Genomic DNA, 24415 nt, shown 5'->3' on the forward strand with positions numbered 1-24415 from the left:
TGCCAGCCTAGTCAGCCAGCGGCAGCAGCGCCGGGTAGGAGACGACGTCCGGACCGACCCGGCAGCCCGTCAGATGACCGCCGGCGTCACCCAGCTCGCGCAGCCAGGCCACCTCGACGGCATGGTCACCGCCGGCCGGGAACTCCCGGTCCGCCGGGACGAACCGGCGGCCCCGCAACGCCGACCGGGCCGCGCGGGCCTGCGCGTACCGGGCGGTCAACCCCGTCGCGTCGCCGGCCCGCAACGCGTCCGCCAGCTCGTCCAGGAGTACGCGCACCTCGGCCAACTCGTCCAACACCCGCTCGCGGTTGCCGAGCAGCATGTTGGCCGTCCGCTCGGCCGGGGTGCCGGCGACCCGGGTGCCGTCGGAGAAGCTGCCCGCGGCCAGCGCCAACACCGCGTCGCGCAGCGGCGACCGCTGCGTCGCCCCGGCGAGCGCGCCGGCCAGCAGGTGCGGGACGTGCGACGCGAGTGCGGCGACCGAGTCGTGCGCCGGCGGAGACATCGGCACCACCCGGGCACCGAACAGCTCCACCAGGAATCCGGCCAGCCAGCGGAAGGCCGGCGTCGCCGCACCCGGCGACGGGCACAGCACCCAGGCGGCACCGGCGAGCAGCGACGGGGAGGCCGCCGCCAGGCCGGCGGACTCCGCCCCCGCCATCGGATGCCCGGGTACGAAGCGGTCGGTGAGCCCGAGCCGGTCGGCAGCCTCGGCCACCTCGGCCTTGGTGCTGCCCACGTCGGTCAGCACGCAGCCCGGCGCGGTCACCTCGGCGACCTGTGCCAGCGTTCGGGCGAGGGTGGGCAGCGGGCCGCAGAGGAAGACCATGTCCCGACCGGACACGGCCTCCTCGACCGCGTCGGGGGCCGACACACCTCGTGCCCGCGTGCGCTCCCGGGTGACCGGATCGGGGTCCCAGCCGGTCACGTCGAGGCCCGCGTCGCGCAGCCGCAACAGCACCGAACCGCCGATCAGACCGGTGCCGACCACCGCCACCCGCAGCCGGGCGTACGGCCCGTCCGCCTCCCGGCGGCCCTGTGTCGGGTTGCCGGTCGACGTGGTGGCAGGGGCATCCGGCGTCGGGACGGTCGTGCCGTCGGTCATCGCCGGGCGTCCCGGGTCAGGCCCGCAGTCGGCCGGCGACCGCGGCGACGTGCTCGTCGGACTCGGTCAACGCCACCCGGACGTACCGGTGGGCGGAGGGGCCGTAGAAGACACCGGCCGCGACCAGGATGCCGCGACGGGCCAGCCAGTCGACCGTCTCCCAGCAGTCCTCGTCCCGGGTCAGCCAGAGGTAGAGACCCGCCTCCGAGTGCTCGATCGTGAAACCGGCCTCGGTGAACGCGGCGCTCAGCACCTCACGCCGAGCACGGTAGCGCTCCCGCTGCTCGGCGGCGTGCTGCTCGTCCCCCAGGGCCGCCACCATCGCGGCCTGCACCGGCGCGGGCACGATCATGCCGGCGTGCTTGCGGATCTTGAGCAGCTCGGCGACGAGAGCCGGATCGCCGGCCACGAACCCGGCCCGGTAGCCGGCGAGGTTGGACCGCTTGGAGAGCGAGTGCACGGCGAGCACCCCGGTGTAGTCGCCGCCGCAGACCTGCGGGGACAGCACCGAGACCGGCTCGGCCGACCAGCCGAGCGGCAGGTAGCACTCGTCGCTGGCGACGACCGCACCGCGCTCCCGGGCCCAGTCGACGACCTTGCGCAGGTGCGCCGCCGGCAGCACCCGGCCGGTCGGGTTACCGGGCGAGTTGATCCAGACCAGCCGGACCCGCGACGTCGGACCGACCGAGGTGAGCGAATCGGCGCGGACCACTGTCGCGCCGGCGAGCCGGGCCCCGTCCTCGTACGTCGGGTACGCGATCGACGGCACGACCACCACGTCGCCGGGGCCGATGCCGAGCAGGGTGGGCAGCCAGGCGACCAGCTCCTTGGAGCCGATGGTCGGCAGCACGCCCAGCCCGTCGACGCCCGCGCCACAGGCTCGGGCGACCCATGCCGCGATCGCGTCGCGCAGCGCCGGGGTGCCGGCGGTCAGCGGGTAGCCCGGCGCGTTGGACGCGTCCGCCAACGCCTGCCGGATCACCGCCGGGACCGGGTCGACAGGTGTGCCCATGGAGAGGTTGATCAGGCCCGCCGGATGCGCCGCGGCCAGGGTGGCCGCGGCGTCCAGGGTGTCCCAGGTGAACTCGGGCAGCCGTGCCGAGACCGGCGCGGGCCGGTTCAGTGGCCTTCGCCGCGCGGCGGCTGCGCGGCGACGAAGGTGGCGTCCTTCTCCACCTTGCCGATCTTCGAGGCGCCCCCGGGCGAGCCCAGGTCCTCGAAGAACTCGTAGTTCGCCCCGGTGAAGTCCTTCCACTGCTCGGGGACGTCGTCCTCGTAGAAGATCGCCTCCACGGGGCAGACGGGCTCACAGGCACCACAGTCGACGCACTCGTCGGGGTGGATGTAGAGCATCCGGTTGCCCTCGTAAATGCAGTCGACCGGGCATTCCTCGATGCATGCCTTGTCGAGCACATCCACGCACGGCTCGGCGATGATGTAGGTCACCGGTCTTCTCCTCCGCAAGACGCGCCGCGATCTCCCGCGACGGTAAGAGCCTAGTATCTCGCCGGGGAGGGGGTCGATCGTGCTCCGACAGCAGGATGTGGGACATCGGATCGTGGTCCGCCGGATTGTGGGGATTCGCGAAGGCCGACCGCTGTTCTCCGACGCTCTCGGCGAGTTGGTGGAGTTGAGCGAGACTCATCTCACCCTCGCCACGGCGCAGGGTCCGCTGCGCGTTCCGGTGGCGCAGGTGCACCGGGCCAAGCGGGTGCCGCCGACCCGCAGGCCGACCGCCGCCGCAGTGGTGGCGTTGGAGCGGGCAGCCGACGAGGCGTGGCCGGCCCCGACGCGCGGCCACCTCGGTGACTGGCTGCTGCGCTCGGCCGAGGGGTGGACCGGTCGGGCCAACTCGGCGCTGCCGATCGGCGACCCGGACCGACCGCTGCCGGCGGCTCTGGACGCGGTCGAGCGCTGGTACGCCGAGCGGGACCAACCCGCGATGATCAACACGCCGCTGCCGCTCGCCGCGCCTGTCGGCGCCGAGCTCGACGAACGCGGCTGGGGCACCCGCCCGCCGACACTCGTCCAGACCGCGCCGCTCCCTCTGGCAGCCCTCGCGGTCACCGCCGCTCCCGCCGCCGACACGGTCCTGGAGTTGGCGACCGCGCCGAGCGCGGAGTGGCTGGCGGTCGCCGCCGGCCGCAAGGGCGGACTACCGGACGCCGCCCGGCACGTGCTCACCGCCGTGGACCAGGTCCGCTTCGCCCACGCGTACGTCGACGGCGCGCTGGTGGCGATCGGCCGTGGCACGGTGACCGGCGAGGGCCGCTGGCTGGGCCTGAGCCTGATCGAGGTGCTCCCGCCCGCACGCCGTCAGGGACTGGCCCGGCGCGTCATCGACGCCCTGGCCGCATGGGGTGCCTCGCTCGGTGCGACCCACGCGTTCCTCCAGGTGGAGCAGCGCAACACGGCGGCGATCGCGCTCTACCGGACGCTCGGCTTCGTCACCCACCACACCTACCTGACGCGGGTCGCCCCGAGCTGACCCCACCGCGGCGAGGTTCTGGGTGGTGCCCGACGGTCAGCGGCGGACCACCCGGCGGGGCTTGGCGGCCTTGACCTCGGCGTAGCGCTTGAGCTGCCGAGAGCGGTAGTCGCGGCCGAGCGCGGTGAGCACCAGGTATCCGATCAGCACCCCTGCGCCGGTGGCGAGCAGGTAGAGCCAGATCTGGGCGAAGAACGTACCCGCACCGCCGGCGAACGGGTTGTGGCCGACCAGCAGCGGCCCGACCAGCACGGTCAGGGCCATGGCGGCCCCCACCACGAGGACCATGTCGGCCGCCCAGTCGGCCAGCGGTCGTCGGCTGCCCCAGCGGAACGCCACCACAGCCAGGATCAACCCGATCACCACGAACATCGCCAGTGACACCCGGTCGGCGGCAGCGTCGTCGCCGTCGAAGCCGAATCGGGTGATCAGCCGGGCGACCACGTTGACCGCGAACAACGCTCCCGTGAGCACCCCGACATCACGCCACCGTCTGTCCATCGGACGACCTCCTGCCGTACGCCCCTCCTCGCGGGGCCGCTTCCCTGGCAGGAATATCTACCACCCGTACCTGTGTGACGTCACCAGCCGCCGAGTGTGTTCGGCGGGGCGAGGATCTGCCGGAAACCCATCACGGCGAACGTCATCGCGCCGACCACGATCATCGCCAGGCCGACCCAGTTGTCGCCGGACAGCAGCAGGTCGCCCTCGGTGGTGCGGATGGCGGCCACCGCCATCAGGGCGAACCACGGCACCGCCGGCAGCGCCACCGCCCAGCGACGGCCGACCACCTCGTGCGCGAACCAGCTCAGCGCGATGTTGGCACCGACGGCGAGCAGCACCGAGAACCCGATGAGCTGCCCGCCGACCCGGAGGGTGGCCAGCAGCAGCTCCAACACCCCCGTCACGACGCCGGCCACCACCACGACGATCGCGCCGGCCACCCGTAGGCCCAGGTCCAGCAGTCGCGGCGGTGGCCCCGCCGGTGGCGGGGCGTCCTGGTCGTTCAGGAGCGACATCGGCGCGGCGGGCAGCGTCACCGGAGGCCGGCCGCCGCGACCGGGGAGCGGTCCACGTCGGCCTCCTGAGACAGCCCGGCGAAGAGGTCGTCCTCCCAGCGGTACGGGCCGACGCCCGGACCCTTCTCGCCCACGGCCAGGGTGAAGAACTCCACCCCCATGAACTCGCCGCCGAAGTTGCCGGCGATGGAGTAGAGCCACGAGGTTGCCGGGATCTGGGTGGCGTGCGCCCGCATCGCCGCCTCCTTGGCCGAGTGCTGGTCGGTGCCGTCGACCCGGGCGGCGATCTGCTCGTCCGGGGTGCCGAAGGGCAGCTCGGCCAGGTCCTGGATGCCGGCGAACGGGTTGTCCGAGGACTCGGCGAAGTGCGCCATGCCGGCCTCCAGCACGCTGAGCGGCATGGCCGTCCAGTAGACCTTGGCCGGGGCGCAGCCCTCGACCGCTGCCAGCTCGACGGCGCGCATCGCCACCCGGTGCGCCTGGATGTGGTCGGGGTGGCCGTAGAAGCCGTTCGGGTCGTAGGTGATCAGCACCTGCGGACGTACCTCTCGCATGATCTCCACCAGGTGCCCGGCGGCCTCGTCGAGGTCGGCCTGCCAGAAGGCCCGGGGGTGCTCGTTCGTCGCGAGGCCCATCATGCCCGAGTCACGGTAGCGACCTGCGCCGCCGAGGAAGCGGTGGTCGGCGACGCCGAGCGCCGCGCAGGCGGCGGCCAGCTCCGCGATCCGGTACCCGCCGAGCTGGTCGGCCTCGGCGGCGGCGAGCTGCGCGAGCGCCGGTACGTGGATCTCGCCCTCCTCGCCGAGCGTGCAGGTCACCAGCGTGACGTGTGCGCCGGTCGCGGCGTAGTGGGCCATGGTCGAGCCGGTGCCGATCGACTCGTCGTCGGGGTGCGCGTGGACCAGTAGCAGGCGGCGGTCGGGCAGCGTCGTCACGACGGTCACTCTAACCGGCGGTTCTCCCCCGGGGTCGTTCGACGCGTCCGCCCAGGTCGGCCACATCACGCCCGGCGCGGCTCTACGATTTGGCCTGTGGACTTTCCGGAGCTGGCCGCCCGTACCCGCCGGTTCAGCCACGGCGCGCCACGGGCTGTCTCCGTGGCCGCGGACGGCTCCCGGGTGATCTTCCTGCGCTCCGCCGGCCCGGAGGATCCGGCCGACGCCCTGTGGCTGCTGAACGTGGCGACCGGCGAGGAACACCTGGTGGCCGATCCGGCGACCCTGCTGGGCGCCGACGGAGACCTCCGGGCGCTCTCCCCCGGTGAGCGGGCGTTGCGGGAGCGACTCCGGCTCACCGCCGCCGGCATCGGCTCGTACGCGCTGGACGCCGCCGGCCGCGTGGCCGTGTTCGCGCTGGCCGGCCGGTTGTTCCGGGCCGACCTGGTGCACGGCGACGTGGTGGAGGTGGCCGCCATCGGCCCGGTGCTGGACCCTCGACCCGATCCGACCGGCGAACGCCTGGCCTACGTGACCGACGCGGCCGAGGGCGTACGCCGGGGTGAGCTGCGGGTGATCGACGCCGACGGCACCGACACCCTGCTGGCCGGCGAGGACGCGGGCGTGAGCTGGGGGTTGGCCGAGCACATCGCGGCCGAGGAGTTCGGGCGGTACCGGGGTTACTGGTGGGCTCCGGACGGGCGCATGGTGCTCGCCGCCCGGGTGGACGAGTCCCGGCTGGACCGCTGGTACCTGCACGACCCGGCCGAGCCGGGCCACCCGCCGACGGCTGTCGCGTACCCCCGGGCCGGCGGCCCGAACGCCGAGGTGAGCCTGCACCTGCTCGACCTCGACGACGGCTGGGTCGACGTGCACTGGGACCGCGAGACCTACCCGTACCTGGCCGGCGTGAGCTGGGCGGAGGGCAGCCCGTTGATCACCGTGCTGCGCCGCTCGCAGCAGCACGGGCTGGTGCTCGCGGTGGACCCACGCACCGGCGAGACCCAGGTCCACGCCGAGCTGGCCGACCCGCGCTGGGTGGAGCCCATCTCCGGCACTCCCGCGCACCTGCCCGACGGCCGGGTGCTGGTCGGCGGCGAGCTGGCCCACGACGGGTACGACGCGCGCTGCCTGTTCGCCGATGGCACGCTGCTCACCCCACCCTCGCTCTACGTGCGGCGGGTGGTGGGTCGACTCCCGGCCGTCAGCGGTCCCGCCGACCTGCTGGTGGAGGCGAGTGACGGGGAGCCGAGCGAGCGGCACCTGTTCCGGGTCCGTACGACGATCGGCGGTGGGGTGGACGCCCGGCGGCTCACCACCGACCCGGGCTGGCACACGGCGGCCGTCGGTGGGGACGTGCTGGTGGTCGGTACGGCGTCGCTGGACCACGCCGGGGTGCGCTGGACGGTGTCGCGCGGCGGGCAGGAGGTGGCCGAGCTGCGGTCCCTGGCCGCCGACCCGCCGTACTCTCCGCTGCCGCTGCTGGAACGGGTGACCGACCGGCGGCTGCCGGCGGCGGTGCTCTACCCGGACAACCACGTGACGGGTCGGCGGCTGCCCGTGCTGCTGGACATCTACGGCGGCCCGGGCCACCAGGAGGTGGTGGCGGCGCGGGCCGCGTGGTTGGAGCGGCAGTGGTGGGCCGACGCCGGCTTCGCCGTGGTCACGATCGACAACCGGGGTACGCCGGGAGTGGCCCCCTCGTTCGAGAAGGCGATCCACCGGCGACTGGCCGACGTCATCCTGACCGACCAGATCGACGCGTTGACCGCCCTCGCCGGCAAACACCCGGACCTGGACCTGGGTCGGGTGGCCGTACGCGGCTGGTCGTTCGGCGGGTGGCTGGCCGGGTTGGCGGTGCTGCGCCACCCGGAGCTGTTCAAGTGCGGCATCGCGGGGGCTCCGGTGACCGACTGGACGCTGTACGACACCGCGTACACCGAGCGGTATCTCGGCCTGCCCGAGGACGGCATGGACGTGTACGCGCACCACTCGCTCATCGAGCTGGCCGCCGAGCGGGTCACCGGCCCGGATCAGGCTCGCCCGCTGCTGCTGGTGCACGGTCTGGCCGACGACAACGTGGTGGCCGCGCACACGCTGCGGCTGTCGGCCGCGCTGTTGTCGTCCGGCCGCCCACACGCCGTGCTGCCGCTGACCGGCGCGACGCACATGGCCGCGAACGGCACCGCCGAGCGGCTTCTCCCACTGGAACTGGAATTCCTGCGTACTCACCTGCGGTGAGCGGCCAGGATCCGCGCCACGGAACTATCTGTCGGAAACCGCCGTGTTTGCCTCCGTGCAGGTTGCGCCCTGTCCCGCGAGGACTGTTTCACGGAATGACGCCACGACGGGCCGAAGATCGACCCGGTGCCAGGCCGCCCACAGTTGCACGGCTCCTCCGTACCAGGGAAGTTCCCGCACAACGATGCCCTCGACCATGCCGCGGACCATGCTCCGCTGAACGAGCGCGAGGCCGAGACCGGAGGCGACCAGGCCCAGTGCCGTGAGCGGATCGGCCGCGTCGAGGCGGATGTCCGGCGTGAAGCCGTAGGCCAGGCATGACGTGACGAACGTGTCACGCCAGCCCTGGTCCTGCGAGTCGCCAACCGCGATCCACGGCTGCCCGTTCACGTCGTCGGGCATCAGCTTCTCCTGCGCGGCGAGGAGATGACTCGCGGGAAGCGCGAGCAGCAGCGGATCTGTCAGGAGGGGGTACGCCTTCAGATCCGGATCGTCCTCGGGCGGCGGCGTACGGACCAGTGCGATGTCCAGACTGCGCTGGCGTAGGCCTTCGAACTGCTCGGTCGACTCCTGGTCGTACAGCGCGACATGAATCTCCGGGCGCTCCTCACGCAGGGCGCGAAGAGCAGTGGGCAGGATGCCGGTGTGTATGGCGTCGGCCACGTAACCGATGCACAGCCCACCCTCCTCGCCGCGGCCGAGCCGCCGGCCGAGGTTCTCCAGCCTGTCCGCGTGGCGCAGCAGAGCTCGGGCCTCGGTCAGGAAGACACGGCCGTCGGAGGTCAGGCGGATGCGCTGCTGACTCCGCTCGAAGAGGGTGAGGCCCAGGCTCTTTTCGAGCTGGGCGATCTGCCGGCTGAGTGGCGACTGGGACATGCGCAGCCGGTCGGCAGCTCGTCCGACGTGCTCGGCCTCGGCGACGGCAACGAAGTACCGGAGTTGTCGGAGGTCAAGCATATAAGACCTCGGAGGACTCAAGTAAGTCGTAGTAAGTCTTGGACAGTCTCACGAGTAGATCATAATCTTGGAATCGTATAACCGGTAAATCATACAATCATTCATATACCCCCTGAATCTACATCGAGAGGTCGATACCATGACGATCAAGTCCGTCCTTCCTGGTGCACTCGGATTCGGCACCGCGCCGCTCGGTAACATGTTCCGCGACATTCCCGACGAAGAGGCAGCGGCCACCGTCGAGGCCGCATGGGACCAGGGCATCCGCTACTTCGACACGGCACCGTTCTACGGCGCGGGCCTCGCCGAGATCCGGCTCGGCAACGTACTGTCACAGCGCCCGCGCGACGAGTACGTCCTCAGCACCAAGGTCGGCCGCGTCATCCTCGACGAGACCGAAGACCCAGCCACCCGCAACCTGGGCGAGAAGGGTGGCCTCTTCGAGCACGGCCGCCCGAACAAGGTCCTCAACGACTACACCGCAGACGCCACGCTGCGCTCCATTGACGACAGCCTCAAGCGCCTCAAGACCGACCGCCTCGACATCGTCTGGGTGCACGACGTAGCCCAGGACTTCTACGGGGACGACTGGCTGGCCGTCTACGAGTCGGCCCGCACGGGTGCCTTCCGCGTCCTGCAGAGGCTGCGTGACGAGGGTGTCATCAAGGCATGGGGTCTGGGTGTCAACCGGGTGGAGCCCCTGGAAATCACCCTCGATCTCGACGAGCCCAAGCCCGACGCCTTCCTCCTCGCCGGCCGCTACACCCTCCTCGACCACGACCATGCTCTGCAGCGCCTGATGCCGGCCGCCTCGGCCCAGGGCGTGGACGTCGTCGTCGGTGGCCCCTACAGCTCGGGAATCCTCGCCGGAGGTACGCACTTCGAGTACCAGCAGGCGCCTGCAGCCATCATCGAGAAGGTGACGCGAATCAAGGCACTAGCCGAGCGGTACGGGATTACCGTCAAGGCCGCCGCGCTGCAGTTCGTCCTCGCCAACCCGGCCACGGTTGCCGCCATCCCCGGTGCCACGAAGCCCAGCCGCATCGCGGAAGACGTGGCCGCCCTCCACGAGACGGTGCCGGCCGCCTTCTGGAAGGCCCTCCGCGAGGAGAGGCTGATCGCCGACTCCGCGCCCGTACCCGCAGCCTGACCGTTCATCTCCCTTTGACTCAGTTCCTCAGGAGATTCCCGTGGCCACAACCACTGAATTCATCGACGTTCCTGTTTCGCCCGACCGCACCTGGCAGCTCATCGGCGGCTTCGACTCCCTTCCCGAATGGCTGCCCTACATCCCGAGCAGCGAACTCAGCGAGGGTGGGCGCGTCCGCACCCTCACGAACGAGGACGGCGGCGTCATCGTGGAGCGTCTCGAAGCCTTCGACAACGCGGCACGCACCTACAGCTACTCCATCCTTCAGGCCCCCTTTCCCGTCACCGACTATTTCTCCACCCTCACCGTGCACGCCGTGCCTGAACAGAACAGGGCCCGCGTGCAGTGGTCAGGAACCTTCACGCCGGTCGGCGTCAGCGACGAAGAGGCCATCGCCCTGTTCCACGGCATCTACCGGGATGGTTTGGCCGCACTGCACCAGACACTCACCGTGGCCGCCGCTTGACAGCTGAGGCTGCCCCGACTGGAACTGAAATCCCTGCGTACACGTATCGACGATGAGCGGCGACCCCCGTTCTGGCAGCGCTGCCAGAACGGGGGTCGCCCGCCGATTCCCGCTGGCGCGGACCGGTCAGTGCTTGGGGCTGGGATCAGCAACCACCACCCCGTCTTGTCGGTGTCGTGCAGGCGTCGCACCGCGACGGCCAGCGTCGGCAGCAGCAGCGCCAGGGAGGCGATGAGGCCGATGAAGCCGTTCGACGAACCGTCGACGAAGGTCAGCCTCAGCGCGTTGTCCAGGACGGAGGCAACAATGCTGACAAGAACGGTGAACAGGGCGAACCACCAGTACTCAGACCGGCGGGCCCGGCCCGTGAAGCCGACGTACTGGTTGAAGACCGATTTGACGGCGGCACCGAAGGACACAGCTATCTCCCCTTTGATGAGGGGTCTTCAAAGTCATCGCGAGGGCAGCCAAGCAGATCGGTGTGGCGGAATCAACGGCCGAGCGGCTTAGGGCTGGGACGCGACTCGCCGGCCAGGTCAGGGTGGTGCCATTCGTCCAGCCGCAGAACCTCGGGCAGGTCGACGGGGATTCGGCGTCGCAGTTCCCGGTCGTCGGCCAGGAGGAGCCCGCGATGCCGCGGCACGAGCCGACGCAGCACGTCGACCAGGTCCTCGCCGGAATCGCCGGCAACGGCGATGTCCTGACCGCGAAGCACCAGCGGCCATCCCCGGTACGTCTCCGGCTCGTCGGGGTCCTCTATCTCGTCCCAGTTGTCGACCCGGTCGAGGAAGTCGCCGCTATCGGTGCCAGGTTCGCCGCTGGTCAGGCAGTTGCCGAACACGTAGAGCACGTCGGTGAGGTTGCCGGCCCGTGGCGAGTAACCGATCTTCTCGACGACGAGCGCCCATCGCCCCGCGTCCCGATATCCGTGCAGCCGGGCGTCGACGGCGTAGGAGTAGCCGTTGTCGAGGTCCGGAAACCGGAACTCCTCGGCTGCGGCGTCGAGCTGTTCGAGGATGTCGGTCGGGCGCACAGCCGAGCACTGTAGTCCGATCCCCCCGACGGCCAGAGCGTCCACCAGCATCGAGATGCGGCACGGTCGCGGCTGGAGACGCCCACTGCCTGCCTCGCGCCCGACTCCCTTCGTGCCCCTGGGTGGACCGGCCATGCTCACAGCACCCCGAGGTTGATGGCGAGCTGGGTGATCGTGGGTGGGGCGTCCGGGTGGCGCGCGGCCTGGGCGACGACACCCCGCGCCGACGGCCGGTGGCGGATCTCGGCGGGCGCGATGCTGTCGGCCCGCACCAGAAGCCGGGCCGCGTTGCCGGGGTCGTTCGTCTGAAGGTGGGCGCGCGCCGCGTCGATGAGGTGTGCGGCGCGGTGTTCGACCGGCAGCCAGCGCCAGCCGTCCCGCTCGATCGCCTCCCGATGCCGGGCGACCGCCTGTCGCCCGTCGCCCAGTTCCACCGCGGCGGTGACCCGTGCCAACTCGACGGCCGTAGGCCCGAACGCCGTCCGGTGATGGTCGTGTCCATCACCCACTCGGGCGGCCAGACCGGCGGCCTCGTTCAGCAGGTTCTCGGCCGCGCGGTCGTCACCCGCTTTGGCTGCCGTCAGGGCGGCCTGCACGAGCAGCGACCCGCACAACGACAACTCCTGCGGCGTTTCCGGGGTAATCCGGGACGCGGCAGCCAGCAACATCGGCCTGGTTCGCGCCGAGGTCCGCAGCGCCTGGGCAAGCTGCACCGCCGCGCAGGCGAGCAACACCCGGTCACCGGCGGCGGCGGACATCGCCCGATCAGCGGCCAACCAGGCAAGACCTCCGTCGCCCAGCTTGACCAGCAGCGCCGCCGTCACCCGGTACACCTCGACCACTGCTTCCGGCCCAGCCATCGGCTCCTGCGCGTCCACGCGGTGAACCTCGGTAACCAACGCGGGCAGCAGTTCGACCAGACGCGGATATTGGGCGTACTGGTAGGCCATCCACGCCTGCCCTACCCCCCGCGTCGGCCGGTCCGGCGACATCACCGCCTGGCCCGCCGGGCGATGAGAAGCCATGGGGTACGCGGACAGAGCTGCCCGAACCCGCGCAACGCTCTCGCGGCACTCGACCACCCCAGCGGGCTGCGCATCCCGCCCGAGCAGCGTGGCGGGATCGACCCGCAGCACCGCGGCGATCTCCCGGATGGTCGACACCCGCTCCAACGAGCGAACCCCTCGCTCAACCTTGTCCACCCAGCTCTTCGACTTTCCCAACCGATCGGCGAACGACTGCTGCGACAACCTCCGTCGAACCCGTAGGTACGCGACCCGCCGACCGATGGGAACCGGATCACCGCCCACGACGCCACCGTCGATCCGGCACCGCCCGAGTCGTCTCCTCCACCGGGATCCGCTCCGACTCGGCCTGCGCGAGCAACCGGCCTTTGGCCGCCTCCCGTTCGGCGGCGTCGATCTGCTCGGCCGTGTTGGGCGGCTCGTCGTCACGCTTGGACATCATCACCTCGCTGCTGGGCGCATCGGCATACCTGCCGTCGTCGCTGACCACGATGACGCCGATTAGTCGCCGGATGCGACGGCATACGAAATGACATAAGGGGTGAATCAGAGGCGACATTTAGACGACGTAGGATTATCGTGGCGAACATGAACGCCCCGAATACCGCCTTGCGCTCGGTCCGCATCGGCATGCGCATGAGCCAGGACGACTTCGCCCGCGCCCTCCTAGCCGCCGGCCTCCGTGTCGGCGAGCCCAACGACGCCAACAAGAGGCTCGTCCAACGCTGGGAGGCTGGTGTGATCGCCGCGCCCCGGCCCGTGTATGCCCGCGCCTTGGAGGTCGTTACCGGCCTACCGGTCTCCCTGCTCGGCTTCGCGGCGATCCCCAACGGTCAGGCCGGCAGCGATCAGCAGGGTGGCCACGACGTGACCTCCCCCATGTCCACTCTGGCCACCCCGACGCCCAAGCCACTCACCGTCCACAAGTCCTACGAGGGGGTGTGGCTCAGTCGCTACCAGTACCACTCCAGCGGACGAAGCGAATCATTCGCCGGCCAGCATTTCGTTGTCGTACTCCAGCACGGCGACCGCCTGACCGTGCGCAGCCTGCCTGGCTCGGCGGCATCGTCACTGTCGCTGGATCTCACCGTGGACGGTGCCGTGGTCACCGGGACGTGGGTGGAACAGACCGACCCCGCCGGCTACTACCGCGGAGCCCGGTACCACGGCGCCATTCAGCTTCTGGTGGAGCCGACGGGCAGGCGGATGGCCGGAAAGTGGGTCGGATTCGGCAAGGACATGGACGTCAACACCGGCCCATGGGAACTGACCTTCCGCGATGCCTCCACCTCCAAGGCGACGCTAGACCGGTACAACACGTCACCCGAATAGGGCTACCCTCTTGCGGTCAGGCGCGATGCTCGGCAAGAGCCCTGGTGAACAGGGCGAGATAGCTGTCGTGGGCCAGGCACAGTCCGCCAAGCTCGTCTTCGGTGAACCAGCCGATGGCATCGTGTTCGTCGGGCGCGGCGTTGACCGGGGATCCATGCCACGCCTCGACCAGCCAGATCTCCCATCGCGCAGCAGGCCGGTGACGATGCGTGCCTTGGCAGAGCTTTCCGCGGTGTTCGACACGGCTGCATCGTGTCACCTGTCCTGGCTCAGCGGGTGGGCCCAAGATCGTCACAACTTCGGGGATGTTGCTGCTTCAGAGGCTCGGCAGGCAGCAACACCAGGGTTGTTGTGGCTACAGGGCCCAGCACCCACCACCATCGGCGTCCTTGCTGCGTCGATCAGGGAAGATCGCGCCGACGCGGGGGCCAGCGGTCAGCGCGCCACTCGTTCCAGGTGGTGAAACCGGCCGGTGGGTCGTCGACGGGTTCGGAGCCGTCGAGTTCGCCCGGTGTCGGGATCTCCATGCGGGCAGCCCACTCGGCGAGTTCCTCGTCGGACATGGGCCATGTCGTGTGGGGCGCATCGGCCTGGCGCTGATCGAGCCGTTCGCGCTGTTCGGCCGGGGTGAGTTCGAAGTAGCGCAGTTCCACCCGCGCGCCCAGGTCTGCTGCCGCTTGGCGCAGGGCGGAACGCTCGTCCCGGCCCCAGAGGCCGTAGTCGATCACCACATTGTTGCCGATTTCGAGGGCGCGCAGCCCGATCTCGATGAGCCGCCCCTCGATCACGTCCGAGGCCGCAGACGGATTCTCGGCCCCGTAGAGGGCCTTCATCCACTCGTCCTTGGTCAGCCGAAGTGCCTTGTGCTCGACCTCGATCTTCCGGGCGGCAGTGGTCTTTCCGGTACACGGAAGCCCCACCGTCAGGAACAGTGTCGGTCGCGTCATCACGGCTCCCATCCGGTCAGCATGCCCGAGTCTCCCAAACCGGCCGTTGGAGCTCGTCGTTGTGTACGACGAAGTCGGCGTGCTCGGCCGAGCAGGTCCGACCGGGACACGCACCGCAACTCGCAATCTTGGACAGTTTCCGTCAGCACGTAACGGAAACTGTCCAAGATCTGCGGTCGGAGCCTCACGTCAGTCGCCCTCGATGCGCCCGGTCGTGGGATCGACCATCGCCAGGAAGTCGCGGATGTTCTCTCTGTGCTCGTCGAGCGACAGGCCCCGAGTCGGACCGACACCGAATCCGTAGCCGGGGTTCGGCCCGGTGAGCCACGTGTAGTCGGTGCCGTCGCACTCGTTCGGGCGGAGGGCGAACGTCTCTCCGTCAACGTCAACCGTGACCGACGCCGCGTCGTCCGTAGGTACGGGGCGCAGGCCGGGTACGGCGTTCCGATCGACATCGCCGTCATCGGGGTAGATGGGCTTCACATGGCCATCATCGCGCGGCAAGGACGCTGGAGACGAAGCCTCCGCCCGGCCTTTGAGCCGTGCGCGTGCCGCGAAGGACTCGTCACGAAAGGCGACATCGGTTACGGTCTCTGCAACAAACGCATGTGACAACGCGGGGCCACCCTGATCGTTGAGCCGGCGCCTGCCCGAGCCGGCCGTCACATCACGGGAGGACAACGTGTCGGATTATCCGAAGATGATCGTCCCGGTCGACCACATCGAGCCGGTGCCTCGCCGGATCCGAGCCTTCCTCGGCGGCGAGCAGGTACTGGCAACCACGCGGGCGTTGTACGTGTGGGAATGGCCGTTCTTCCCGCAGTACTACATCCCCGTCGATGACCTGAATCGCGACCTGTTGATCGAGGGCCAGCGCACCGAGGTGACCCGGCGCGGGACCGCGCGGCTGCACGGGCTGCAGGTTGGCGAGACGATCCGTCCTTCGTGCGGGCGGTTGTACGGGGACGACGCGCTGGCCGGGTTGGCGGACACGATCCGGTTCGACTGGGCAGCCATGGATGCCTGGTTCGAGGAGGACGAAGAGGTCTTCGTGCACCCCCGCAACCCGTTTGCGCGGGTGGACGCGGTGCGTTCCACCCGCAGCGTCAGGGTGGAACTGGAAGGGGTCGTCCTGGCCGAGTCGACATCGCCCGTGCTGGTCTTCGAAACCGGTCTACCGCCCCGCTACTACCTCAACCGGACGGACGTGAACTTTGAGCACCTCGTGGCGTCGCCGACGAGGACCGCCTGCCCGTACAAGGGCCAGACCAGCGACTACTGGTCCGTCCGTCTCGATGACCAGACCCACCCGGACCTGGCCTGGTCGTACGACTTCCCGACCGCCGCACTCCTGCCGATCGCCGGCCTGATCGCCTTCTACAACGAGAAGGTCGATGTCTTCGTCGACGGCGAGCGACTGAGCCGGCCGACAACGCCCTTTCACTGAACCGACGCACTGGATTGATCAAAATCCAGCGAGGGCCCCCTCCCGACGACGCTGCCGGAAGAGGGCCCCTGCCTGCCTGCGCTACGGCTTCACGTACGCGTTGACGAACGACGGGTAGCCGAAGACGCTGGAGACGAAGACACCGCCGGCCTTGGAGCCGTGCACGTGGTAGGCCACGTCGACGTAGAGCGGCACCACCGGCGCGTACTCCTTCATGATCCGCTCGTCCAGCTTGGCCCACTCCGGGCCCTGGTCGGCCGGTGCGAGCGCCAGGATGCGGTCCATCTCGGCGTTGATCGTCGGATCGTTGAAGTACGACTGGTTGCTGTTGCCCTCGGCCTTGATGGTGCGACCGTCGTAGAGCACCGGCAGGATCGCCGCGCCGCTCGGCCAGTCCGCCGCCCAGTTACCGATGTACAGGTCCCAGGGGTTGTCCTTCTTCTTGATCTCGTCGAGCTTCGCGTCGTCGGAGATGTTCCGCAGCGTGATCTTGAAGCCGGCACGCTCCAGGTTGGCCTTGAGCTGGGCGCCCTGCTGCTGCTCGGTCGAGTTGTCGGCGACGCCGAGGACCAGCTCCGGCGTCTGCCCGCCGAGCAGCTCCTTGGCCTTCGCGACGTCACCGTTGGGGCCCGCCGGGTACGCCTCGTACGCCTTGTAGCCGATCGTGGCCGGCGGCATCAGCGTGGTCAGCGGGGCGGCGACGTTCTGGCCGCCGAGCGCCTTGACCATGCCCTCGCGGTCGATGGCGTAGTTGAGCGCCTGGCGGACCTTGAGGTCCTTGACCCGCTGGTTGTTGATGACGAGCTGGTTGGCGCTCGGCGTCGGCGAGAGGATGGTGCGCGACTTCAGCGCGGCGTCCCCGGCCACCTTGGCGACCAGCGAGGCGGGTACGGCGTTGAAGGCGAGCGCGCTCTGGTCGGCGCCGTTGTCGGCGATCACCCGGTTGTTGGCGGCGTCCGCGGTCGGGCCGAAGGACCAGACGAACTGGTCCGGGTACTGGTGCCGGACCGGGTCGGTGTTCGGGTCCCAGTTGGGGTTGCGGTCGAGGGTGATCTGCACGCCGACCTGGTTCTTCGCGACCTTGTAGGGGCCGGACGAGAACGGCTGCTTGTCCAGGTCGATGCCGGTGTCCTTGTCCGGCGGCAGCGGCGCGGTGGTCGGCAGCGAGACCGCGAACGGCAGGTCACAGCGGGGCTTGGCGAACTCGAACCGCAGCGTCTTCGCGTCCGGCGTGCTCAGGCCGGGCGGCAGGGACGTCTTGTTCTTCTTGAAGTCCCACTTGGTGTCGAACTGCGGGGTGTCGGCCAGCCACTCCTGGAGGTAGGTCGGGCCACCGGAGAGGTCGGGGTCGAAGGAGCGCGCGATGCCGTACGCGATCTCCTTGGACGTGATCGCCCGACCGTCCTCGAACTTCACCCCGTCCTTGATCGTGAATTCCCAGACCTTGCAGTCGTTGTTGACGTTCTTGCCCGGCGTCTCGGCGAGGTCACCGACGAGGACCAGACCACCCTTGCCGTCGTCCTTCCAGGTGGTCAGGTAGCGCGCGAAGAGCGGGTTGGTCATGAGACCGGCGAACGAGTACGTCCGCTGCGGGTCCAGGTGGGAGATCGGCGACTCCCGGATGATGGTGAAGGTGCCGCCCTTCGCGGCGCCGCTCACCTCGGCCGCCGGCCCCTTCGAGTCCTTGGGGTCGGTCGCGATGACCCCGGTCTGCTGCCGGTTGTTGTCCACCGTGGTGCCCTCGCCCGTGTTCTTCGAGCACGCACCCAATGCCACAACCAGAGCGATCGCGCCGCCTGCGGCAACCGCCACGCGTGGTCGCATGAAGTACCTCCTTCACCCATGTGCCGTGCGGTAAGGAAAAAATCTGCAAGTTGTGTAACAGTTGTCGATAAATTCCGCCAGCGGCCACGCGCGGGACGGTGATCGGCTCAGCGCAGCCGGACCCGCGGGTCGATGGCCGCGTACAGCAGGTCCACCAGCACGTTCGCCAGCACCACGAAGACGGCGGCGATCAGCACCGTGGCCATGATGGTGGGCAGGTCACCCGAGCGCACGGCGTCCACCGCCGTACGCCCCAACCCCTGGATGCCGAACGTCGTCTCGGTGATCACCGTGCCACCCAGCGCACCGCCCACGTCCAGCCCGGCGATGGTCACCACCGGGGTGATCGCCGCGCGCAGCGCGTGTCGCCCGTACACCATGGGTTTGGCCAGGCCCTTGGCCCGCGCGGTCCGGACGAAGTCCTCGGACAGCGTCTCCAGCATCTGCGCCCGCGACAGCCGGGCGTAGATCGCCGAGAACAGGAAGGCCAGCGCCACCCAGGCGAGCACCAGCCCGCTGGCCCACTTCGCCGGATTGTCGAAGAGGGACGTGTAGCTCGGCACCGGCAGCCACCGCAGGTTGTAGACGAACACCAGGAGCAGCACCGCGCCCACGAAGTAGAGCTGCAACGAGGCGCCGGTCAGCGAGAACCCGATGGCAGACCGGTCCAGCCAGGTGCCCCGACGCAGCGCCGACACCATGCCGAGACCGACACCGAGCAGCAGCCAGAGGACCGCCGCCGGAATCACGATGCTCAACGTCACCGGCAACACCCGGGCGATGGTGTCCGAGACGGCCTCGTTGGTGACGTACGACCAGCCGAGGCAGGGCGCGTCACAGCGGCCACCCTGGGCGCTGCCCAGGTCCCGACCGGTCACGATGCCCTTCATGTAACCGGCGTACTGGCTGATCAGCGGGTCGTTGAGGCCCAGGTCGTCGCGGACCCGTTCCAGCCGCTCCGGGTTGCAGTTCTTGGAGCAGATGCTGCTCACCGGATCGCGTGGCAGGGCGAAGAACATCAGGAACGTCAACACGCTCACCGCGAACAGGGTCAGCGTCGCCGAGAAGAGTCGCTTGATCAGAAATCGCGTCATGAGGTGACCCCTACCGGGACGACTTCGGGTCGAGCGCGTCCCGCAACGCGTCGCCGAAGAGGTTGAAGGCGAACACCAGCGCGAAGATCGTGATGCCCGGGAAGAACACGTACGCCGGGTCGGTCTGGAGGAAGTCCAGACTGCGGTAGATCATCCGGCCGAAGCTCGGCGTCTCGTCGCTGAGACCGACGCCGATGAACGACAACGCGGCCTCGCTGGTGATGAACTGCGGCACCGCCAGGGAGAACGACACCAGGATCGGCGCCCAGATGTTCGGCAGGAGCTGCCGGAAGATGATGTGCCCCAACCCGGCGCCGCTGGCCTTGGCGGCTTCGACGAACTCCCGCTCGCGCAGCGCGATCACCTGCCCGCGTACGAGGCGGGCCGTGCTGGTCCAGCCGAAGATGGCGAAGACCGCGATCAGCACCCCCACCCCGAAGGCGGACGACACCTGCCCCCGCTCGCCGTAGAAGCGCAGCGTGATCGTGGGGGTGAGCGCCAACGCGATGATCAGGAACGGCATGGCGAGAGTCAGGTCGGTGATCCAGTTGATCACCGCGTCGAGCCAGCCGCCGAGGTAACCGGCCAGCGCGCCGAGCACGATGCCGATCGCGGCCGTGATCAGGGCCGCGGCGAACGCGATGAACAGCGACGTGCGCAGCCCGTAGATCAACCGGATGAAGATGTCCCGGCCCAACCCCGGTTCCAGACCGAACCAGTGCTCGCCGGTGACCCCGCCGACGTAACCGAGCGGCATGCCGAAGCCGTCGAGCAGGCTCTGGAACTGCTCGCGCGGGCCGACGCCGTAGACCATCTCGATCAGCGGGGCGGACAACCCCAACACCATGAAGAAGACCAGGAGTACGCCGCTGACCACGGCCGTACGGTCGCGGCGCAGCCGCATCCAGGCGAGCTGACCGGGCGAACGGCCGACGACGCCCTTCGCCGCAAGCGCGCCCGCGCCGTCGCCTGACTCGATCTCGGCCAGCGCCACACCCTCCACCGGGGACAGGCTCACGACGACACCTCCTCGACGGTTGCGGCGGCCTGGCGAGACGCCGCCGGAGCCCGGCCGGGCTCCGCCTCGGCCGACTCGGGGAAGTGACACGCGGTGGCCTGCCGGCCACCGTCGCGCGGCACCAGCGCGGGCTCCTCGGTGGCGCACACGTCCTGCGCCTTCCAGCAGCGGGTACGGAACCGGCAGCCCGACGGCGGGTCGAGCGGCGTGGGCACGTCGCCGGTCAGCCGGATCCGGCCCGCCGGGCCGAGCTGTGTGACGTCCGGGATCGCCGAGAGCAGCGCACGGGTGTACGGATGCTGCGGACGCTCGTAGATGTCGTCCCGGTCGCCGATCTCCACGATCCGGCCCAGGTACATGACCGCGACCCGCTGGCAGAAGTGCCGGACCACGGCCAGGTCGTGCGCGATGAACACGAACGCCAGATCCAGCTCCCGTTGCAGGTCGCGCAGCAGGTTGACGACCTGCGCCTGGATCGAGACGTCCAGCGCGCTCACCGGCTCGTCCGCCACGATCAGCTTCGGTCGCAGCGCGAGCGCGCGGGCGATGCCGATGCGCTGGCGCTGACCGCCGGAGAACTCGTGCGGGTACCGGTTGTAGTGCTCCGGGTTCAGCCCGACCAGCTCCAGCAGCTCCTGCACCCGCGCCTTGATCCCACCGGGCGGCTTGATGCCGTTGACCTGCAACGGCATCGCCACGATCCGGCCGACGGTGTGCCGGGGGTTCAACGACGCGTACGGGTCCTGGAAGATGATCTGAAGTTCCTGCCGCAACGGGCGCAGCTCCCGCCGGCCCGCGTGGGTGATGTCCCGCCCGGCGAACTCGATGCTGCCGCTCGTCGGCTCCAGCAGCCGCACCAGCATCCGGCCGGTGGTCGTCTTACCGCAGCCCGACTCCCCCACCAGGCCGAGCGTCTCGCCGGGGCGCACGTCGAAGTCGAGCCCGTCGACCGCCCGCACCGTGCCGGTGGCGCGCAGTCCCTGCCGTACCGGAAAGTGCTTGGTCAGCCCGCGGACCCGCAGCAGTGCTTCGTCGCTCATCGGGCCACCCCCACGGATGCCACGTTCTCGGCGTAGATCGCGGCGCGTTCCCCGGCGCTCAGGTGGCAGGCGACCAGGTGGCCGTCGCCGCCCGCCGGCCGCAACTCGGGCACCTCGGTGCGGGACCGGTCACCGACCCGGTCGTCGTACCGGCAGCGCGGGTGGAAGGCGCACCCGGACGGCAGGTTGATCAGGCTGGGCGGATTGCCGGGGATCGGCACCAGGAGAGCGTCCGCGTCGCCGTGCAGCGACGGCACGCTGGAGAGCAACCCCCAGGTGTACGGGTGCTGCGGCGAGCGGAGCACCCGCTCCACGCTGCCGTGCTCCACGGCCCGGCCGCCGTACATGACCAGCACGTCGTCGGCGACCTGGCCGACCACGCCGAGGTCGTGCGTGATCAGGATGATCGCGGAGTGGAACTCGGCCTGGAGGTCGGCGATCAGGTCGAGGATCTGTGCCTGCACGGTGACGTCCAGCGCGGTCGTCGGCTCGTCGGCGATCAGCAACGCCGGGTCGTTGACCAGGGACATCGCGATCATCGCCCGCTGGCGCATGCCGCCGGAGAACTCGTGGGGGTACGCATCGAAGCGGCGGGCGGGCTGCGGGATGCCCACCCGGCCGAGCATGTCCACCGTCCGCTGGCGGGCTTCGCGCCGGCTGGCCTTCGGGTGGTGTACCCGGTACGCCTCGGCGATCTGCTTGCCGACGCTGTAGTACGGGTGCAGCGCGGACAGCGGATCCTGAAAGATCATCGCCATGTCCCGGCCGCGCAGCCGACGTACCTCCTCGTCGGGCAGACCGACGAGCTGCCGGCCGTCGACGGAGATCTCCCCGGTGATGGTGGCTCGCTTGGGATCGTGCAGACCGAGAATGGCCAGCGACGTGACGCTCTTGCCGGAGCCGGACTCGCCGACGATGCCGAGCGTGCGCCCCCGCTCGACGGCGAAGGACACCCCGTCGACCGCGCGCACCACGCCATCGGAGGTGTCGAATCGGACCCGCAGGTCGCTCACCCGCAGGTAGGCATCCGAGCTGTCCACGGCACCTCCCTCAGTGACGAAGAGAACTTACAACAATGTCCAGAGGGTGAAAATAAGCTACAAGTTCGGCGCGTGTCAGCGGGCCCGAGCGTAACGAGTCCGCATCGGCCCCGCACCCCGTCACCTCGCGCATCCATGGCCTTGGACGCACGCGAAGTGCGATCATTGGACCCGCTACCAGCAGAGGACGCCCGTGGCACGAGGTGGAGGTGACGATGACCGCGGCGGTGTTCAACCATGAAGGCCCGTGGACCGAAGAGGAGTACCTCGCCCTCGGCGAGACGCAGCAACGCGTCGAACTCTTCGACGGGAGCCTCCACGTGACCCCAGCCCCCACCCCTCGACACCAGCGCATCTCCCGCAAGCTCGGCAACATCCTCGAAGCAGCCTCCGGGCCCGCCGGCCTCGAATTACTGGAGGCGGTGAACGTCCGACTCCGGCCCGGTCGGATCCCGATCCCCGACCTCGTGATCACCGGTCCGATCGACTTCGACGATCTCAACGTCGAAGCGGGCGACGTACGGTTGGTATGCGAGATCATCTCGCCGAGCAACGCGTCCACCGACAAGGTGTTGAAGATGCACTATTACGCCGCCGCCGGGATCGGGTGGTACCTGTTGGTGGAACAGGAGACCGGCGCGCTGCGCCTCTACCAGCGCCAAGGCGGCCACTATGTCGAAGCAGCGGCCGCGAAGCGCGGCGAGGTGCTGGAACTGACCGAGCCGGTGCGGGCCACGATCCGGCCGGAAGAAATTCTTCCCTGACGGGTGTCGGTCCGCTGCCCTAGGGTCGTCGCATGACCGAGTTCGACGCGGCCACCGCCGCCGTGCAGGCCGCCCTCGATGCGGGAGCGCGGTACGCCGACGCGCGGGTGATGTACCGCCGCTACGAGTCGATGACCGCGCGCAACGGCGACGTGGAGGAGTTGACCCAGGACGAGAGCGTCGGGCTGGGCGTCCGAGCGCTGGTCGGGGCCAGTTGGGGCTTTCACGCCGTACCCGATCTGTCGGACGCCGCCGCCCGCGACGCCGGCCGGCGCGCGACCCGGACCGCGATGGCCAGCGCGCGGGTGCCCGGCCCCGCGGTCGACCTGGTCGCGGTCGAGGCCGTGACGGCAAGCTGGTCCTCGGACTGCCGCGTCGACCCGCTCGGGGTTCCGCTGTCCGACAAGGGCGACCTGCTGGTCGGGGCGACCCGCACCATGGTCGAGCACGGCGCGGACCTGGCCGAGGGGCTGTACCAGATCTGGGACACCGCGAAGTGGTTCGTCTCCAGCGAGGGGCACCGCATCGACCAGCGCATCCGTGAGTGCGGCGGCGGCATCTCGGCCACCTCGATCGGCGACGGCGAGACGCAGCGGCGTTCCTGGCCCAGTTACCGGGGGCAGTACGGCACCACCGGCTGGGAGTTGGTCGAATCGCTCGACCTGGCCGCGCACGCCGCGCAGATCGCCGACGAGTCGCGAGCGCTGCTCACCGCGCCACCCTGTCCGGCCGGCGAGACGGATCTGATCCTCGGCGGTGAGCAGTTGGCCCTGCAGATCCACGAGTCGGTGGGCCACGCCATCGAGTTGGACCGGATCCTCGGCTGGGAGGCCGCGTTCGCCGGTACGTCCTGGCTGGACCTGGCCCAGCTCGGCTCCCTGCGGTACGGCTCCGAGCTGATGAACATCACCATCGACCCGACGATCCCCGGGGCGCTGGGCAGTTTCGGGTTCGACGACGAGGGCTCACCCGCGGTCAAGCGGGACGCGGTGCGCGACGGCCGGTGGGTGGGCGTGCTCGCGGGCCGTGACTCCGCCGCCGTGGCGGGCCTCGACTACGGCGGCAGCGTACGCGCCGACGGGTGGGCCCGACTGCCGATGGTGCGGATGACCAACGTGGGCCTGGAACCCGGCCCGCACACCCTGGAGGAGATCATCGCGGCCACGGACGACGGCGTGCTGATGGACCTCAACCGGTCCTGGTCGATCGACGACAAGCGGCTCAACTTCCAGTTCGGTTGCGAGGTCGGCTGGGAGATCAAGAAGGGTCGGCGAGGGCGGATGCTGCGCAATCCGACGTACACCGGGATCGGGCCGCTGTTCTGGCGCTCGATGGACATGCTCTCCGGCGAGACGGTGCCCTGGGGGACGCCCAACTGCGGCAAGGGCCAGCCGGGCCAGATCGGGCACACCGGTCACCCGGCCGCGCCGGCCCGCTTCCGCAACGTCCGGGTGGGGGTGTCGGCGTGAGCGCGAGGAGTGAGCCGGGTT

27 protein-coding genes are annotated in these 24415 nt (G+C 69.8%); 8 read left to right on the forward strand and 19 right to left on the reverse strand.

From position 1 onward, the window contains the following. Positions 1–7: 7 nt before the first annotated feature. Genes ACGFH9_RS01080 through fdxA form a run of 3 tightly spaced genes read right to left on the reverse strand, consistent with a single transcriptional unit; the run spans position 8 to position 2551 of the window. Complete coding sequence (locus ACGFH9_RS01080) at positions 8–1105, reverse strand: prephenate dehydrogenase (protein WP_393213457.1); 1098 nt, start codon at positions 1103–1105, stop codon at positions 8–10. 16 nt (positions 1106–1121) lie between these two features. Beyond that, on the reverse strand, positions 1122–2228 hold the full coding sequence (dapC, locus tag ACGFH9_RS01085) for a succinyldiaminopimelate transaminase (protein WP_393214212.1): 1107 nt from the start codon (positions 2226–2228) through the stop codon (positions 1122–1124). Beyond that, positions 2225–2551: a ferredoxin gene (gene fdxA, locus ACGFH9_RS01090; RefSeq protein ID WP_199523857.1), complete on the reverse strand. Its 327-nt coding sequence runs from the start codon at positions 2549–2551 to the stop codon at positions 2225–2227. Before fdxA ends, dapC begins: the two co-directional genes overlap by 4 nt. Positions 2552–2630: 79 nt before the next feature. Here fdxA and ACGFH9_RS01095 point away from each other — a divergent pair, with 79 nt between their 5' ends. Next, complete coding sequence (locus ACGFH9_RS01095; protein ID WP_393213461.1) at positions 2631–3593, forward strand: GNAT family N-acetyltransferase; 963 nt, start codon at positions 2631–2633, stop codon at positions 3591–3593. Positions 3594–3629: 36 nt separating this feature from the next. On the opposite strand, the gene ACGFH9_RS01100 is transcribed toward ACGFH9_RS01095, so the two are convergent. The 3 genes from ACGFH9_RS01100 to mshB form a co-directional block, all read right to left on the reverse strand. Beyond that, on the reverse strand, positions 3630–4094 hold the full coding sequence (locus tag ACGFH9_RS01100) for a hypothetical protein (RefSeq protein ID WP_393213464.1): 465 nt from the start codon (positions 4092–4094) through the stop codon (positions 3630–3632). 80 nt (positions 4095–4174) lie between these two features. Further along, a complete protein-coding gene (locus tag ACGFH9_RS01105) occupies positions 4175–4612 on the reverse strand; it encodes a hypothetical protein (protein WP_355237079.1) in 438 nt (145 codons plus the stop codon). A 17-nt stretch (positions 4613–4629) separates the two neighbouring features. Further along, on the reverse strand, positions 4630–5556 hold the full coding sequence (gene mshB / locus ACGFH9_RS01110) for an N-acetyl-1-D-myo-inositol-2-amino-2-deoxy-alpha-D-glucopyranoside deacetylase (protein ID WP_393213468.1): 927 nt from the start codon (positions 5554–5556) through the stop codon (positions 4630–4632). 87 nt (positions 5557–5643) lie between these two features. Here mshB and ACGFH9_RS01115 point away from each other — a divergent pair, with 87 nt between their 5' ends. Further along, positions 5644–7788 (forward strand): prolyl oligopeptidase family serine peptidase, encoded by a 2145-nt coding sequence (locus tag ACGFH9_RS01115; RefSeq protein WP_393213470.1) that lies wholly within the window; start codon positions 5644–5646, stop codon positions 7786–7788. Between the two features lie 24 nt (positions 7789–7812). Here the strand turns inward: ACGFH9_RS01115 and ACGFH9_RS01120 are convergent, their stop codons facing one another. Next, a complete protein-coding gene (locus ACGFH9_RS01120; RefSeq protein WP_393213474.1) occupies positions 7813–8745 on the reverse strand; it encodes a LysR family transcriptional regulator in 933 nt (310 codons plus the stop codon). Between the two features lie 139 nt (positions 8746–8884). Here ACGFH9_RS01120 and ACGFH9_RS01125 point away from each other — a divergent pair, with 139 nt between their 5' ends. Together ACGFH9_RS01125 and ACGFH9_RS01130 are read left to right on the forward strand one after the other, a co-directional pair. Beyond that, positions 8885–9895 (forward strand): aldo/keto reductase, encoded by a 1011-nt coding sequence (locus tag ACGFH9_RS01125; RefSeq protein ID WP_393213477.1) that lies wholly within the window; start codon positions 8885–8887, stop codon positions 9893–9895. 40 nt (positions 9896–9935) lie between these two features. Continuing rightward, positions 9936–10361 (forward strand): SRPBCC family protein, encoded by a 426-nt coding sequence (locus ACGFH9_RS01130; protein WP_393213480.1) that lies wholly within the window; start codon positions 9936–9938, stop codon positions 10359–10361. On the opposite strand, the gene ACGFH9_RS01135 is transcribed toward ACGFH9_RS01130, so the two are convergent. The 4 genes from ACGFH9_RS01135 to ACGFH9_RS01150 all read right to left on the reverse strand — a co-directional run bounded on the left by ACGFH9_RS01135 (position 10307) and on the right by ACGFH9_RS01150 (position 12858). Further along, complete coding sequence (locus tag ACGFH9_RS01135) at positions 10307–10780, reverse strand: DUF805 domain-containing protein (RefSeq protein ID WP_393213483.1); 474 nt, start codon at positions 10778–10780, stop codon at positions 10307–10309. The two genes, ACGFH9_RS01130 and ACGFH9_RS01135, sit on opposite strands and share 55 nt — an antisense overlap. A 71-nt stretch (positions 10781–10851) precedes the next feature. Continuing rightward, a complete protein-coding gene (locus ACGFH9_RS01140; protein ID WP_393213486.1) occupies positions 10852–11394 on the reverse strand; it encodes a DUF7003 family protein in 543 nt (180 codons plus the stop codon). 137 nt (positions 11395–11531) lie between these two features. Next, on the reverse strand, positions 11532–12704 hold the full coding sequence (locus ACGFH9_RS01145; RefSeq protein WP_393213489.1) for a helix-turn-helix domain-containing protein: 1173 nt from the start codon (positions 12702–12704) through the stop codon (positions 11532–11534). After that, the gene (locus ACGFH9_RS01150) at positions 12694–12858 is read right to left on the reverse strand and encodes a hypothetical protein (RefSeq protein WP_393213492.1); all 165 of its coding nucleotides are present in this window, start codon (positions 12856–12858) and stop codon (positions 12694–12696) included. Before ACGFH9_RS01150 ends, ACGFH9_RS01145 begins: the two co-directional genes overlap by 11 nt. A 149-nt stretch (positions 12859–13007) precedes the next feature. Between ACGFH9_RS01150 and ACGFH9_RS01155 the strand changes: the two genes are divergently transcribed. Continuing rightward, positions 13008–13751: an XRE family transcriptional regulator gene (locus tag ACGFH9_RS01155; protein ID WP_393213495.1), complete on the forward strand. Its 744-nt coding sequence runs from the start codon at positions 13008–13010 to the stop codon at positions 13749–13751. A gap of 16 nt (positions 13752–13767) precedes the next feature. Here the strand turns inward: ACGFH9_RS01155 and ACGFH9_RS01160 are convergent, their stop codons facing one another. The 3 genes from ACGFH9_RS01160 to ACGFH9_RS01170 form a co-directional block, all read right to left on the reverse strand. Next, positions 13768–14010 carry a hypothetical protein gene (locus ACGFH9_RS01160; RefSeq protein WP_393213497.1) on the reverse strand — a complete coding sequence of 81 codons (243 nt, stop codon included), beginning with the start codon at positions 14008–14010 and terminating at the stop codon, positions 13768–13770. A gap of 142 nt (positions 14011–14152) precedes the next feature. Next, on the reverse strand, positions 14153–14710 hold the full coding sequence (locus ACGFH9_RS01165; protein ID WP_393213500.1) for an ATP-binding protein: 558 nt from the start codon (positions 14708–14710) through the stop codon (positions 14153–14155). A 177-nt stretch (positions 14711–14887) separates the two neighbouring features. Next, on the reverse strand, positions 14888–15379 hold the full coding sequence (locus tag ACGFH9_RS01170; RefSeq protein ID WP_393213503.1) for a hypothetical protein: 492 nt from the start codon (positions 15377–15379) through the stop codon (positions 14888–14890). 1 nt (position 15380) lies between these two features. Between ACGFH9_RS01170 and ACGFH9_RS01175 the strand changes: the two genes are divergently transcribed. After that, entirely contained in the window at positions 15381–16145 is a 765-nt protein-coding gene (locus tag ACGFH9_RS01175; protein ID WP_393213506.1) for a DUF427 domain-containing protein, read from the forward strand. An 81-nt stretch (positions 16146–16226) separates the two neighbouring features. Here the strand turns inward: ACGFH9_RS01175 and ACGFH9_RS01180 are convergent, their stop codons facing one another. From ACGFH9_RS01180 to ACGFH9_RS01200, 5 genes are all read right to left on the reverse strand, one after another. Next, a complete protein-coding gene (locus tag ACGFH9_RS01180; protein WP_393213509.1) occupies positions 16227–17969 on the reverse strand; it encodes an ABC transporter substrate-binding protein in 1743 nt (580 codons plus the stop codon). A 107-nt stretch (positions 17970–18076) separates the two neighbouring features. After that, positions 18077–19063: an ABC transporter permease gene (locus ACGFH9_RS01185; protein WP_393213512.1), complete on the reverse strand. Its 987-nt coding sequence runs from the start codon at positions 19061–19063 to the stop codon at positions 18077–18079. A gap of 10 nt (positions 19064–19073) precedes the next feature. Further along, positions 19074–20081, reverse strand: a complete 1008-nt coding sequence (locus ACGFH9_RS01190) for an ABC transporter permease (protein WP_393213515.1) — start codon at positions 20079–20081, stop codon at positions 19074–19076. After that, the gene (locus ACGFH9_RS01195; RefSeq protein ID WP_393213518.1) at positions 20078–21121 is read right to left on the reverse strand and encodes an ABC transporter ATP-binding protein; all 1044 of its coding nucleotides are present in this window, start codon (positions 21119–21121) and stop codon (positions 20078–20080) included. The genes ACGFH9_RS01190 and ACGFH9_RS01195 overlap by 4 nt, the downstream gene beginning before the upstream one ends. Then, positions 21118–22161 (reverse strand): ABC transporter ATP-binding protein, encoded by a 1044-nt coding sequence (locus ACGFH9_RS01200; protein ID WP_393213521.1) that lies wholly within the window; start codon positions 22159–22161, stop codon positions 21118–21120. Before ACGFH9_RS01200 ends, ACGFH9_RS01195 begins: the two co-directional genes overlap by 4 nt. 215 nt (positions 22162–22376) lie before the next feature. On the opposite strand from ACGFH9_RS01200, the gene ACGFH9_RS01205 reads away from it, so the two are divergent. Both ACGFH9_RS01205 and ACGFH9_RS01210 read left to right on the forward strand, forming a co-directional pair. Continuing rightward, positions 22377–22925 carry a Uma2 family endonuclease gene (locus ACGFH9_RS01205; RefSeq protein WP_393213524.1) on the forward strand — a complete coding sequence of 183 codons (549 nt, stop codon included), beginning with the start codon at positions 22377–22379 and terminating at the stop codon, positions 22923–22925. A gap of 32 nt (positions 22926–22957) precedes the next feature. Beyond that, complete coding sequence (locus ACGFH9_RS01210; RefSeq protein WP_393213527.1) at positions 22958–24394, forward strand: TldD/PmbA family protein; 1437 nt, start codon at positions 22958–22960, stop codon at positions 24392–24394. Positions 24395–24415: the final 21 nt, after the last annotated feature.

This window comes from Micromonospora sp. NPDC049102 (genome assembly GCF_043197485.1).
Classification (GTDB): Bacteria; Actinomycetota; Actinomycetes; order Mycobacteriales; family Micromonosporaceae; genus Micromonospora.